The 13,143-nt window shown below is 65.1% G+C and carries 8 protein-coding genes and 4 pseudogenes; 7 read left to right on the top strand and 5 right to left on the bottom strand.

What is annotated here, in order from left to right; all coding sequences use genetic code 11:
- Nucleotides 1-36 precede the first annotated feature (36 nt).
- The 3 genes from KXD98_RS14740 to KXD98_RS14730 all read right to left on the bottom strand — a co-directional run bounded on the left by KXD98_RS14740 (nucleotide 37) and on the right by KXD98_RS14730 (nucleotide 5,820).
- Nucleotides 37-1,497, bottom strand: coding sequence for a hypothetical protein (locus tag KXD98_RS14740; RefSeq protein WP_260759125.1), 1,461 nt, complete (start codon nucleotides 1,495-1,497; stop codon nucleotides 37-39).
- A gap of 1,554 nt (nucleotides 1,498-3,051) precedes the next feature.
- The gene (locus KXD98_RS14735) at nucleotides 3,052-3,285 is read right to left on the bottom strand and encodes a hypothetical protein (RefSeq protein ID WP_260759124.1); all 234 of its coding nucleotides are present in this window, start codon (nucleotides 3,283-3,285) and stop codon (nucleotides 3,052-3,054) included.
- A gap of 354 nt (nucleotides 3,286-3,639) precedes the next feature.
- On the bottom strand, nucleotides 3,640-5,820 hold the full coding sequence (locus KXD98_RS14730; RefSeq protein WP_260759123.1) for a bifunctional SulP family inorganic anion transporter/carbonic anhydrase: 2,181 nt from the start codon (nucleotides 5,818-5,820) through the stop codon (nucleotides 3,640-3,642).
- A gap of 489 nt (nucleotides 5,821-6,309) precedes the next feature.
- Between KXD98_RS14730 and KXD98_RS14725 the strand changes: the two genes are divergently transcribed.
- Together KXD98_RS14725 and KXD98_RS14720 are read left to right on the top strand one after the other, a co-directional pair.
- Entirely contained in the window at nucleotides 6,310-7,086 is a 777-nt protein-coding gene (locus KXD98_RS14725; protein WP_313901234.1) for a response regulator transcription factor, read from the top strand.
- A gap of 74 nt (nucleotides 7,087-7,160) precedes the next feature.
- Nucleotides 7,161-8,576: pseudogene (locus KXD98_RS14720) on the top strand (sensor histidine kinase); the annotation flags it as partial.
- Nucleotides 8,577-8,585: 9 nt separating this feature from the next.
- Here the strand turns inward: KXD98_RS14720 and KXD98_RS28550 are convergent.
- Nucleotides 8,586-8,663: pseudogene (locus KXD98_RS28550) on the bottom strand (hypothetical protein); the annotation flags it as partial.
- A 93-nt stretch (nucleotides 8,664-8,756) separates the two neighbouring features.
- Between KXD98_RS28550 and KXD98_RS14715 the strand changes: the two are divergent.
- Nucleotides 8,757-8,966 (top strand): annotated as a pseudogene (locus tag KXD98_RS14715) (ABC transporter ATP-binding protein); the annotation flags it as partial.
- A 192-nt stretch (nucleotides 8,967-9,158) separates the two neighbouring features.
- On the opposite strand, the pseudogene KXD98_RS28545 reads toward KXD98_RS14715, so the two are convergent.
- Nucleotides 9,159-9,203: pseudogene (locus tag KXD98_RS28545) on the bottom strand (hypothetical protein); the annotation flags it as partial.
- On the opposite strand from KXD98_RS28545, the gene KXD98_RS14705 reads away from it, so the two are divergent.
- From KXD98_RS14705 to KXD98_RS14690, 4 genes are read left to right on the top strand one after another with little or no spacing between them, the layout of a single operon-like run.
- Nucleotides 9,202-9,729, top strand: a complete 528-nt coding sequence (locus tag KXD98_RS14705) for a TOBE domain-containing protein (RefSeq protein WP_396881319.1) — start codon at nucleotides 9,202-9,204, stop codon at nucleotides 9,727-9,729. The pseudogene KXD98_RS28545 and the gene KXD98_RS14705 overlap by 2 nt on opposite strands.
- Nucleotides 9,726-10,853 (top strand): ABC transporter ATP-binding protein, encoded by a 1,128-nt coding sequence (locus tag KXD98_RS14700; protein WP_260759122.1) that lies wholly within the window; start codon nucleotides 9,726-9,728, stop codon nucleotides 10,851-10,853. The genes KXD98_RS14705 and KXD98_RS14700 overlap by 4 nt, the downstream gene beginning before the upstream one ends.
- On the top strand, nucleotides 10,850-12,607 hold the full coding sequence (locus KXD98_RS14695; protein ID WP_260759121.1) for a dihydroxyacetone kinase family protein: 1,758 nt from the start codon (nucleotides 10,850-10,852) through the stop codon (nucleotides 12,605-12,607). The genes KXD98_RS14700 and KXD98_RS14695 overlap by 4 nt, the downstream gene beginning before the upstream one ends.
- A gap of 5 nt (nucleotides 12,608-12,612) precedes the next feature.
- A complete protein-coding gene (locus tag KXD98_RS14690; protein WP_260759120.1) occupies nucleotides 12,613-13,080 on the top strand; it encodes a ribose-5-phosphate isomerase in 468 nt (155 codons plus the stop codon).
- Nucleotides 13,081-13,143: the final 63 nt, after the last annotated feature.

The raw sequence follows: 13,143 nt of genomic DNA, 5'->3' as shown, positions 1-13,143 counted from the left end.
TCGGTCTCAAGGGGGCCATAGCGGGTGCTCGGTGCGTCAGCCGCTGCTGCGTGCCTTCCGAGACGAAGAACCGCTGTCAGAGCCGGCGGACGAGCCACCGCCACGTCTGCTCGAGGAGTTCCCGGACGCGTCCGAGGAGTCGCCCCTGGCTGCTGCGCGGCCAGACTCACCCGTGCCCGATTCGTCTGTGGCGGACTCGGATTTGTCCGGCTCGGTGGCGTCGGGTTCAGAGGTGTCTGCGGCGTCTGCGGCGGTGTCACCGACCTCGTCACCGACGGAGGTGTCCGCAACGTCGTCCGCGGGGCCGGGCAAGCTCTCGGTCTCGGCGTCCGCACCGACCGGCGCGCCGTCTGGTTCCGGAGTCTGCGGGACCGCCAAGGAGTCCGTCGAGATCGGTTGGCTCAACTTCCTTTCCTCTCCGCGCAGTCCGACCTCGATCGATACCAGACGGTCCTCCGCGGCGAGATCGGTGGACGACACGTCGGCAGTCGCCGCGGCGGGATTGTTCTTCGCCGCGAGGAACTCTTCGCGGGAGACCTTCATCGCCCAGGCGATATCGCGGGGCATGTTGATGAAGAACTGCTCGAAGGCACCCTTCGGCGTGAGCAGGCCCACCCAGGGCCACGGCTTGCCGTCCTCGATGGCAAGCCGTGGCGTGTAGCCGTTGAGTAGGGCGTTGACGACCTTGCCCGGCATGTTGATGGTCTCGCTGAGCGCGGTGGTCCAATCGCCGGTCTTGATCGCAGCCGCGATGTCGTCCAGCACTTCGGTGAACTGGAACGCGGCGGTGACCACGGGGCCGAGCAGGGACTCGGTGTAGTGGCCCAGAGCGTTGTCGGTCAGCAGCACGTCGAAGACGTTGGCCAACTTTCCGGCGCCCAGGGTCTGGGCGATTTGTCCCGGCATCGCCAGAACGTCGAACAACGGCCACGCTCCGGCCCCGAGACTCCACAAGAAGTATTCGTTGACCGCGGCGAACGCGTTGTTGAACTGCGCCGCTCCCAGGTAGCCCGCGACGTCACGCATCAGGTCCGCAACGCCGTCGAACCGGCCCTGACTGTCGGCGATGCTGGTCTGGATGGCCTCGCGGATGCGATCTCCGTACCCGGGCAGGTCCGCGGCCAAGGCCTGCCACCCGGTGGTGTTGCCGAACACCCCGCCCAGCTCCTGGAAGAGGGTGGGGGAGCCACGCAGGACGTCACCGAGCCACACGGGGTACTTCGTCGCGACTTCGTTGAGTCCGTAGGCAATGTTCTGGGAGGACGCCTTGAACGCCTCCTGCCAGGTGGTCAGCGGGTTCGTCCAGGCCGCCATCTGGACGTCGCGAGCCTGCGCGGCGGCCAGTGCCGCCGGCGCCGGAGCCATCGGGGTGATGGTGAGCACCGACGCGCTCACCAGCGCGACACCGGTCAGTACCGCGCGTTTGTGTAGCGGTGGGGCACTCGACCGCTCCGACGTCGAAATGTGCTCAGGGTGAGCAGAGAGCGCTAACGCCATGGTTCTCCTGTGTCAGATAAAGAGGAATCAAGCCAATCGGCCGACGCGACGCTAGCTGAGGCTAACCTAAGAAACAAGTGCTACGCAATTTGCTAGCAGTCAGATGCCGCGAGCGGCACGGCGCTGGGCGCAACGGCCCCGGCTCGGGTGCCGAACTCATCGCTTGTGCCTTGAAAGCTGTTCTCGGACAACAAACTTAGCTAGGGCAATAGCTGTCGTTGGATCGACCGTTGTCGCCGATTCGGCTAGACATATGACAGGCGAGTTGGCCTGTCTGCCACGCAGACACTGTTAGCTCTGGTGTGGTGCCGCACCAATGTAGCCCACGGAGGTGGGTTCATGGGGGTCTAGCTTCGGGATGTCGGCTGCGCCGGATTGCGATCTCCGTCACGCCTGGGGCGCAGCGATGTGACCTCGAGCCGCGGAGACTGCCGGGACTCGGCCCCGGTGTGGGGCCGAGATTGCGGCTGAAGTTTCGCCAGCAAATCACCTTGCTTCATTATGACCGCGGCTGCAAAGAATGCAGGAGTTTGCCGTACGGAGAGATCTATTTCGGGCCGGAACATTGATCTGACAAAAAGGTGCCGACGCGGACCACGATGGGTCATCCGCGCCGGCGACATTGTTCGATTGTGTTCTCCGGTTGTTTCGCCGCGCGGCTAGAAGCGGCGCCCCGGCATCAACGGACCGGGCAGCCATGGGTTCGGCCCACGTGGCACCGGTTCGGTGTAGATCGATGCGTGGCCCGGCTTCTGGCACACCGACGTTCGAGGCCCTGTCCAGTTACATTGGGTTTGGTTGCTCGCGCTGACCATTGGTGCCGTGACCATCGTGCCGGCGGTGAGCGCAACGGCTGCGAACATCGGCGCTATTCGACGCAGGGTGAACTTCATTCTCCTTCTCAATTCTTGGATGCCTTCTGTCCATGAAGACGCCCAGGTAGCTGACTGAATCATTTTTCCAGAAGGCGCAGACCAGGCGAGAGTTTCTACTGGACATTGGCGATCGCTTTATCCTTCTACAATCCAATATACGACCGTTGGAACCTCGCGTCATTATGGTCATAGCTAACCCAGATTTGACTTGGATTGGTAATTCTTCAGCGCAATCTATGAGTATGGGCGAAGCGGAACTGCGCGGTCTAAACGGACTGAATACCGTCAACCGCATTGGCAGAGCGTGCACTGAGGCGGGGGCGCGAGGGCGCGGGTCGAAATCAGCGGGTTCTGTGTAGTCGAAATGGCGCGTGGGTTCCACGCAGACGGCCGTATGACTTTCTGGCGACTGTTTTTGTCGGCGATCCTGGTCTGTGCCGTTATGCCGGCGGCCAGAGGCGGTGTCACGCGGCAGTCATGGCTGGCGACTTCGCCCTGCTGCGTGTTTCTGGAAACGAGTGTCCGGGGCGGCGATGTGAGCCGAATCGCAGAAATGGTGAAGAGGTGAGGCGTAATGCGCAGACGTGATGCGGAAAGCAGAAAAGGCGCCGACGCGCTCCGAAAGGTTCGGATCGCGTCAGCGCCCCTGCGATGTCGCGCAGTAGTGCTGCGCTGCTGCTTAGAAGCCGCGTCCCGGCATCAGCGGACCTGGCAGCCACGGGTTGGGGCCACGGGGTACCGGCTCGGTGTAGATCGAGGTGCTCCCCGTGGTACCGCACATCACCGACCGGGGACCTGTCACGTCACAGTTCTGTTCGGTATTGGCGGCGGCGGCGGGTGCCAACAGCGTACTGCCGACCATCAGCGCGCCTGCGGCCACCAATGGTATCGAGCGACGTACGTTGAACTTCATTCTCTGTCTCCATTTCTCTTGGCGCCTCTTGCGGGGGTTCATCGAGAATGGCGAACCTCCCTCACTCAATGCTTGGGGGCATCAAGTTACCGGTTTATCGGTAAACGCTGGCATCTGACCGCGTTACCATCAATTCTAGGTATTCAAGTTGCTTTCGTCATTGCAGTCATAGATAACTCAAATATGTTCAACTCTCAGGAAAATGGTGAACAAATCAGGTTTAAAAAGTACCGCGCAGTGGTACCGCCATTCATTAAGGAGCGATTGAATTCACACTTCTTTCCCGCCGAGCGATATTCGCGCCGGCACCCGCGCCGATCTCCAGGGAGTCGACGCGAGTGCGCGCACGGCGGTCTACGAGTGGTGGTGGGCCTCGATGTGACCGTTGATCTCGGTCGGCGACACGCGGACCGCAGCAGCGCTGGTGATGTCGTAGAACAGCCCGATGATGTCCAGCTTGCCCTCCTGGTAGGCCTCGGCGATCAGCGGGTGTTCGCGCAGGGTCTCGATCTGTACAGCCACGTGGACCATGCTGAGTTGATCGACCCTCCCGAACCCGGCATCGGCTGCTGAACGGGCGACAGGGTGGCGACCGTCCTGGAAGGCGGCCACCGTCGAACGGCCGTGGGCCAGCCAGGCATAGAGGTGTTCATCTCCGGCGTCTCGCTTGGCGCCGTCGCTGAGCAGTGCGTTCATCGCGCCGCAGCTGGAGTGGCCACAGATGACGATCGAGGACACCCGCAACTTCGAGACCGCGAAGGTGATAGCCGCTTCAACGGACGGATCGCGCTGTTCTGGGGGCACGAGATTGCCCACGTTGCGAACAGTGAACAGGTCACCGGGGCCGCTGCTGGTGATCACGTTGGGCACGATGCGCGAGTCCGTGCACGTGATGAACAGCGTCTCGGGCCGCTGGGCGTTGGCCAGCTGCTCCATGTGCGGGCGGATGTACGGCGCTGTGCTGCGATGGTAAATGTCCAATCCCTGCAGAACAGAGGGGAAGTGGTGCTGGCGCCAAGCGCTCCACGGGAAGACGCCTGCGCGTTTGTCGATCGCGCCGAAGCGGCGCGCCGGCGGACCGTCGGCAGCGCTTTGCAGTTCGGTCGGACCTAGTTCGTCGATCTCTACGGTGCCTCCGGTCGCGCGGTACTGCCGTGTCCAGTCTTCGATGGCTTCCAGCGCTGCATGGTCGATGAAATCGATCGACAGCTCGACGCTGACCTTGTTCTCCGGGGGTAGCGAGTTGAGCACTCGGGTGAGGCGGGGCAGCGAAAGAAAGGTGCATGATCCTTCGACGGAGACCTGCCAGCTGTCGTCATCGACGCGCTCGGCCTTGATTCTGGCCCGCGCCACTCGCCACACCACAAGCGCGACAGCCAGCGCCAACCCGATGAGGACACCCTGCAGCAGATTGATGAACACCACACCGAGGATGGTGACCGCATAGACCGCGATGTCACCGGTGCGCAGCGCGGTCTGGATTTGGGTCTTCTTGACCAGTTGGGCACCGACGACGATCAGCAAACCTGCCAGCGCAGCGGTCGGAATCAGCTCGGCCAGCCAGGCGAACGGCAGGGCGAACGCGAGCACCCAGTAACCGTGCATGATCCCGGAGGCGCGGGTTTCGGCGCCGGCTCGGACGTTGGCCGAGCTGCGCACGATCACACCCGTGATGGGAAGGCCGCCGATCATGCCGGAGGTGATGTTGCCTGCACCCTGGCCCAGCAGCTCGCGGTCGAAGTTCGTGCGATGTCCGCTCTTCATGCGGTCGACGGCCACCGCACACAGCAGGCTTTCCACGCTCGCGATCAGCGCCACGGTGAGCACACCGACTGCGATGGCGCCCCAGTTCCCGTCCGGCAGGGCGGGCAGCTGGATCGCGTCGACGATCGATCCGTCGAGCTCGATTCGGGGCACGGACCAGGGCACGACCACCGACAGTGCGGTTGCTGCGACGATCCCGGCGAGGGGGCCGGGAACTGTGTTGATCGGAGCGGGCACCCAGCGCCAACCCACCATCACCACGATGACCAGCAAGCCCATGAGCAGGCCCGGCAGGTGTGCGCCCAGGACCTGCTCGGGTAGACCGCTCAGGTTCTCCCAGCCCGAACCATGCGAGTCCCCGCCGAGTAGGACGTGGACCTGCTGCAGCGCGATGGTCACACCGATGCCGGCCAGCATCGCGTGGACCACCACTGGCGACACGGCCAGCGCCGCGCGGGCGGTCCGGCTGAGTCCGAGCAATACCTGCAAGACTCCCGCGGCGACGGTGATCGCGCACGTGACGGCCCAGCCGAACTGGTCGATCAGGCTCGCGACGATCACGGTCAGCCCGGCAGCCGGACCGCTGACCTGCAAGGGCGATCCGCCGAGGACGCCGACCACGATGCCGCCGACGATGGCCGCGATGATTCCGGCGAGCACCGGTGCATTCGAGGCGACGGCGATGCCGATCGACAGCGGGAGGGCGACGAGGAAGACGACAATCGACGCTGGGAGGTCATGACGCACTATCGGCCCCAGTCGGCCTTTCATGCCTTTCATGACCGTGTGATCGCCGGTTTCCTCCGCTGGCGAGTGGCGCGACATCTGCAGAATGATGTTCTCCTAGCTATCCGTGAAACGACCTGTGCAGTAGGCCAGCTCGGCTCTATCCACTTCCCGAAGATGCCAAACCACAGGCTTTTCAGGGCAATTGGTGCAGATGAGCCTCAGCAAAGAATCATGGTTCGATCGTTGCTGATCATGGTGTTCCCGGGCGAACTGTCATCCCAATCCGGGAAGTCGGCATTCATATGAAAGCCAAATCTTTTGTGCTGTACCTGATTACGCTCAGGATCGACTAGGTCGGCAGGTCGCTCGGTGTGCCCCCGGATGTGTACCTCCGGAGGCGTTGGTCGCGACGTTTTACGGGGCGCGCCATGGGTACTGCGCTGGTATGGCAGCCGCAGCACCCGTGGACAATTCATTTGTCTTTGATAAGAGTTCCGTGACACCGCTATCGGCAATCGGGACACTTGAGATATGACAGCCACCCCGACCCTTTCCCGTGGCGGTCGGCGGCCGGCCGCCCTGGGGCAACTCCCGACGATGAATCGCAAGGACGGGTCGCCGATACGTGTCCTGCTTGTCGACGACGAACCGGCCTTGACCAACCTGGTCACCATGGCCCTCCGTCACGAGGGCTGGACTGTCGACGTGGCCCACAACGGGCGCGACGCCATCCGCAGTTTCGACGCACGAGAGCCCGATCTGTTGATCCTCGACATCATGCTGCCCGACATCAGCGGGTTGCAGATCCTGCATAAGGTGCGCGGGTCGGACACCCACACCCCGATCCTGTTCCTGACCGCCCGGGACTCGGTGCGCGACCGGGTCGGCGGATTGACCGCCGGCGCCGACGACTACATGACCAAGCCGTTCAACTTGGAAGAGCTGGTCGCGAGGTTGCGGGGGCTGCTGCGCCGCGCTGGGCACGCCGACCGGACAGCTGCTGATGACGAGGTTCTCTCCGAGGGGGATCTGACGCTGGACAGTGCCAGTCGCGAGGTCACCCGTGCCGGGGAGCCGATCGCGCTCACCGCGACCGAATTCGAGCTGCTGCGTTGTCTGCTGCGGCACAGCGGCCGCGTCCTGACCCGGTCGAAGATTCTCGATGAGGTGTGGAACTACGGGTTCGGTGGTCGTTCCAGCATCGTCGACCTGTACATCTCGTACCTGCGACGCAAGATCGACGACGGTCGTGAGCCGATGATCTGCACCGTCCGGGGCGTGGGGTACATGCTTCGGTCACCAGAGTGAGTGACCTGCGATCTCGCCGACTGTGGCCGCGTTCCCTGCGCAGCCAGCTGGTCTTCGGGGCGTCCTCGATCGTCATGCTGGTCCTGGCGGTCATCGGCGCCCTCTCGATGCACAGCCTGCGCGTCTATGTCACAGAGATGACCGATGTCGAGTTGAACCGGTCCCTTGCGGCCTTCGAGTACTCCTACACCAACCTGACCGACGAAGACCTGCGCGATTCGGCTGAGGTTCTCGCGGGCTTCATCGGCCAGGGGCCTGGGAACCTGATCGCGGTCATGCGCGACGGCGAGGTCGCGGGTTCTGCGGTGTACTCCGACACAGATCCGTTGCCGGCACCCGCCGAGGCGCTGCGGGAACTGGAGACGCAGACGTGGCAGGATCCGCAGCCGCGGACCATCACCCTGCCCGGTCTCGGCGACTACCGGGTGCAGGCATCCTCAGTGGACGGCGATCTCGTGCTGCTGTGCGGGCTCAATCTCGCCGACGAGAACCAACTCGTCCTGCGTCATTCGCTGACGGTCGCCAGTCTTGCGCTTGCCGGTCTGGGGGTGGCGGCGCTGGGCGCGATAGCGGTCGTGGGCTGGGTGCACCGGCCGCTGCGCCGCATCGCCGACACCGCGCGGTTCGTGGCCAAGATGCCGCTGGAAGAGGACGAACAACGGGTCACGGTACGGGTCCGCGCCGAGGACACCGACCGCGACGACGAGGTCGGAACTGTTGGTGAAGCATTGAATCGGTTGCTGTCCAAAGTCGACGATGCGCTGGTGGAGCGGGCCGAAGCCAGTACCCGGATGCGCCAGTTCCTCAGCGATGTCAGCCATGAACTGCGCACACCGTTGTCGGTCATCCTGGGTTACGCCCAGCTCACCCGCCAAGACAGTGCGATCCTGCCGGCCTCCAGCGAGTATTCGCTGGCGCGCATCGAAGAAGAGGCTGCACGGATGGCCAAGCTGGTGGCTGACCTGTTGTTGCTTTCGCGACTCGACGAGGGCCAGGAACTGGACAGCGAAATGGTCAATCTGTGTGATCTGGTACTCGACGTGGTCAACGACACCGCCGTCGCGGCACCGACACACCGTTGGTTGATGGACCTGCCCGACGGCCCGGTCTGGGTCCGCGGCGACGCCATGCGCCTGCACCAGGTGGTCAGCAACCTGTTGACCAACGCCCATGCGCACAGTCCACCCGGCACGGCAGTCGTCGCAACGCTGCGCACAATATCTGGCTGCGGTGAGGCACCCGCTGCTGAGCTTGAGGTGGTCAACGACGGACCGACGATCGATCCGGAACTGTTGCCGCACTTGTTCGATCGGTTTGTGCGCGCGGACAATTCGCGATCCCGAAAGTCAGGCAGCAGCGGCCTGGGACTGACTATCGTGGCGGCGCTCGTGCAGGCGCATCAGGGTACTGTCAGCGCAGAGTCAGGCAACGGCCGAACCGCGTTCCGGGTGCAGTTGCCAGCACTGCCGAGCCGCCTGGCGCCGTTGGGAGACGACGCGTCACCCAACTCGACTCGGCCACCAACTCCTCTCCTGCAAGAGTGTGGCGATCGCCGGCACGGTGAGAGTCCGGACGACGAAGGTGTCCAGCAGCAGTCCGCAACCGATGATGAATCCGGCCTGCACCATCATGTGCACTGATCCCCCAGCGGCGCCGGGAAGACGACCACACTGAAGTCCATCGCCGGGCTGGTCGACGTCGACTCGGGCACCGTGGCGATCGGCGGCGCCGACATGACGGCGGTGGAGCCCTACCATCGCAACGTCGCGATGGCCTTCGAGAGCTATGCGCTCTACCCGCAGAAGACCGTGGCTCAGAACCTGGCCTCGCCGCTGCGATCCGGTCGGACCGGTCGGTACTCGGCTGCTGAGCAGGAAGATCGGATCGATCAGGTCACCACCACCCTGGGCATCAACGCCCTGAAGAACCGCTTGCCGCGTGAGCTGCACGTAGATCGTGGTGGTGTTCGACATCGCGCCCAGCTGCTTGAGTTCGGCGCGCATGGATGCGCGCAGCTTGGCGTCGAGGTGGCTCAGCGGCTCGTCGAGCAGATACACATCGGCCGGCCGGACGAGCACCCGGCCCAGCGCCACTCGCTGACGCTGACCGTTGGACATGACCCACGATTACCAGGAGGCACTGGCCCTCGGTGACCGCATCGCGGTGATGCGAGAGGGTCGGGTGGTGCAGATCGGTACACCAGACGAGATCTGGCGCCGACCTGCTGACACCTTCGTCGCACGTTCCCTCGGCCAGCCCGAGATCAACCTGCTCGACGGTGTGGTCGACGAGGGACGGATCCGGCTCGGTGACGGCTCGCTCGACGTTCCGGTGCCCGCCGGAGTGCGCTGCGGGCGTGGTGACCGAGTGCGAGTAGGGCTGCGCCCCAGTGATATTCACGTGACCAGCGGAGAAGGATCGCTGCACGGACGGGTTGTGCTCACCGAACGACTGGGCCGCAACATCGAGTTGACGGTCGACGTCGGAGGCGCGCAGCTGATCGCGCTGACCTCGGGCCGGCACGGGGTAGGCGAGGGCGACACCGTGAAGATGCGTATCGCCGAAACCGATGTGCATGTGTTCACGCCTGGCGATGGCGACACGGCCAGGCTCGGCGAACCAACTTTGGAGGCAGTGCAGTGAGCGTCACGATCGACAGGACCACCCAACAGGTCGCTCAGAGACTGACGCTGCGCGACCTGGTAAAGACCTACGCATCACGCAGCAGCGACAGCGTGACCGCGGTCAAGGGCATCAACCTGGAGATCGAACCCGGCGAGCTGGTGGCCCTGCTGGGACCCTCCGGGTGCGGGAAAACCACCACGCTGCGCATGATCGCCGGGCTGGAGACCGTGACCAGCGGTTCGATCAAGATCGGGGATCGGGAGGTTTCCCAGCTTCCCGCAGCCAAGCGGGGGATTGGGGTCGGCTTCGAGAGTTATGCGCTGTATCCGCCGATGTCGGTCCGTGACAATCTGCTCTACGGCTTGAAAGCACGCAAGGTCAAGGGCGCTGAGCGGATGGTCGATTCGATCTGCGAGCGCCTGGAGATGAAGGAACTGCTCGGACTGCGGCCGGCCGGGCTGTCAAGCGGTCAGAAGCAACGGGTCGCGCTGGCGCGGGCGCTGGTCCGCAATCCGCCGGTGGTGTTGCTCGACGAGCCGCTCAGCCATCTGGACGCCTCGGCGCGCAACCGAGTGCGCCGCGAACTCAAGGTGCTGCAGCGGGAGTTCGGCTACACCACCATCGTGGTCACCCACGATCAGGTGGAGGCGCTGTCGCTGGCCGACCGGCTGGCCGTGATGGACGGTGGCAAGGTCCAGCAGTTCGGCACCCCTGACGAGGTGTTCGACGATCCTGCCAACCTGTTCGTCGCAGAGTTCGTCGGTGAGCCCGCGATCAACGTGCTGCCCGGCACAGTGCGGCTCCACCGCGGCCGGGCCCGGGTCGAGATCGGCTCCGGGGCAGGCTTTCTCGAGACCACGGTTACCACCGTGCCCGACACCACGAGGGTCACTGTGGGGATCCGGCCGCAGGACTGCGTCCTGTCGGCGCGCGGTGGCCAGGGTGTGGCAGCGACGGTGGCGTATTTCGAACATCTGCTGGAGTTCGGTCTGGCGACCAGCACCGTGCCCGGGATCGAGCAGGGTGTGCTGGTCCAGACACCGGCCGAGCAGGACTATCGAACCGAGCAGCAGGTCACGGTGACCGCGCCGGCCGAGCGGGTGTACCTGTTCGACACCGACACCGGAGAGCGTCTGCGATGACCAAGCTCTACAACGACCCGGCTCAGTTCACCGAGGACATGCTGACCGGGTTCCTGGACGCCAACGCCCGGTACGTCACGGCTGTGCCCGGCGGTGTGGTCCGCGCGCACCGCACCCGGCCCGGAAAGGTCGCCGTCGTCATCGGCGGCGGGTCTGGCCACTATCCGGCCTTCTGCGGCACGGTCGGACACGGCTTCGCCGACGGAGCGGTGGTCGGAAACATCTTCACCTCACCGTCGGCCGAGGATGCGGCCTCGGTCGCCAGGGCTGCGCATGGTGACGCCGGTGTGCTGCTGACCACCGGCAACTACGCCGGCGACGTGATGAATTTCGGGCTCGCGGTGGCACAGCTGCGCAACGAGGCCATCGAGGCTCATTACTTCGCGGTGACCGACGATATCGCCAGCGCACCCCGCGGCCAGGAAGCCAAGCGGCGCGGGATCGCCGGTGATTTCCCGGTATTCAAGTGTGCGAGCGCGGCTGCCGAGGACGGCCTCGACCTCGCCGGGGTGGTCCGGGTCGCCGAAAAAGCGAATGCCGCCACCCGCACGCTGGGCGTGGCGTTCGACGGCTGCACGATGCCCGGGGCAGATCACCCGCTGTTCACCGTCGCGGAGGGCACGATGGGTGTCGGTCTGGGTATCCACGGCGAACCCGGCGTGGCCGACGAGCCGATGCCCACGGCAGCCGAGCTGGCGCAGAAACTGGTCGACGGGGTACTGGCCGACCACCCCGGATCGGACTGCACGCGGGTTGCGGTGATCCTGAACGGACTGGGCCGCACCAAGTACGAGGAACTGTTCGTGGTGTGGGGGACAGTTGCGACCCTGCTCCGCGAACGCGGTTACCAGATCATCGAGCCGGAGGTCGGTGAGTTGGTCACCAGCCTCGACATGGCCGGCTGTTCGCTGACGGTGATGTGGCTCGACGACGAGCTGGAACGGTATTGGACCGCACCTGCCGACACGCCGGCCTACCGCAAGGGTGCAGCGGCGCAGATTCCCGAGGGCGGAACGGCCGAATTGCGAACGGTCGATGAGTTACACACCAGCACAACAGCTCCGGCGCTGGCCGAACTGTCCGACGACGAGGGGCGGCGCGGCGGCCGGTTGGTCGCCCGAATGCTGGCCGCAATGGCCGCGATGCTCGCCGATGCCGAAGACGAACTGGGGCGCATCGACGCCGTCGCCGGGGACGGTGACCACGGTCGAGGCATGGTGAAGGGTTCCGCCGCTGCCTCCGAAGCCGCCGAGAAGGCGGTCGTGGCCGGCGGGGGACAGGGATCGGTATTGGCCGAGGCGGGCGCCGCGTGGGCAGCCAAGGCCGGCGGCACGTCGGGAGTGCTCTGGGGTGCGCTGCTGGCGGCGATCGGCGCACGACTGGGCGACGTCGGGCGACCTGACTCGGTGACCGTGGCGGCCGCGGTCCGCGACGGCTACGACGCGTTGATCACGCTGGGCGGTGCGGCTCCCGGCGACAAGACCATGCTCGATGCGGGTCTGCCGTTCGTCGAAGACGTGCAGCGGCGGGTCGCCGACGGTCAGCAATGGCAGGGCGCTTGGCAGGAGGCGGTCGCTGTCGCCGCCGAGGCAGCGCGAGCGACCGCCGAACTGCGGCCCAAGGTGGGCCGGGCACGTCCGCTGGCCGAGCGAAGCGTCGGTACCCCCGATGCCGGCGCGACCTCGCTGGCGATGTGTCTGCGCGCGGTCGCCGAGACGTTCGCATCGACCCCGACATCAGCGAAAGGGAAGTGACCGAAATGTCTTCAGGGCTGCGCATCGTCGTCGGATCCGACGACGCCGGCTACGAGTACAAGGAAGCACTCAAAGGCGACCTGCTCGCTGACGATCGGGTTGTCGACGTGACCGATGTCGGCGTCGGCGCCGACGACAACACCGCCTACCCGCACGTCGCGGTCGCCGCGGCGCGCATGGTCGCCGAGGGGAAGGCCGACCGTGCCCTGCTGGTGTGCGGGACCGGGCTCGGCGTGGCCATCAGTGCCAACAAGGTGCCTGGAGTTCGCGCGGTCACCGCGCACGACGGCTTTTCCGTGGAACGGTCAGTGCTGTCCAACAACGCGCAGGTGCTGTGCTTTGGGCAACGCGTGATCGGGCTGGAATTGGCGCGCCGCCTGACGCGGGAGTGGCTGGGCTATGAATTCGATCCGCAGGGCGCCTCGGCGGGCAAGGTCGAGGCCATCGGCGGGTACGAGTCGGCCGCCGGATGACGCGGCGGTAGCGGGAATCTCCCGATCTGAGGACGTAACCCCGAGCACCGACTGACCGATCGG

The sequence above is a fragment of the Mycobacterium sp. SMC-4 genome, assembly GCF_025263265.1.
In the GTDB taxonomy this organism is placed as follows: Bacteria; Actinomycetota; Actinomycetes; order Mycobacteriales; family Mycobacteriaceae; genus Mycobacterium.
This window is presented reverse-complemented; position numbering and strand designations above follow the sequence as displayed.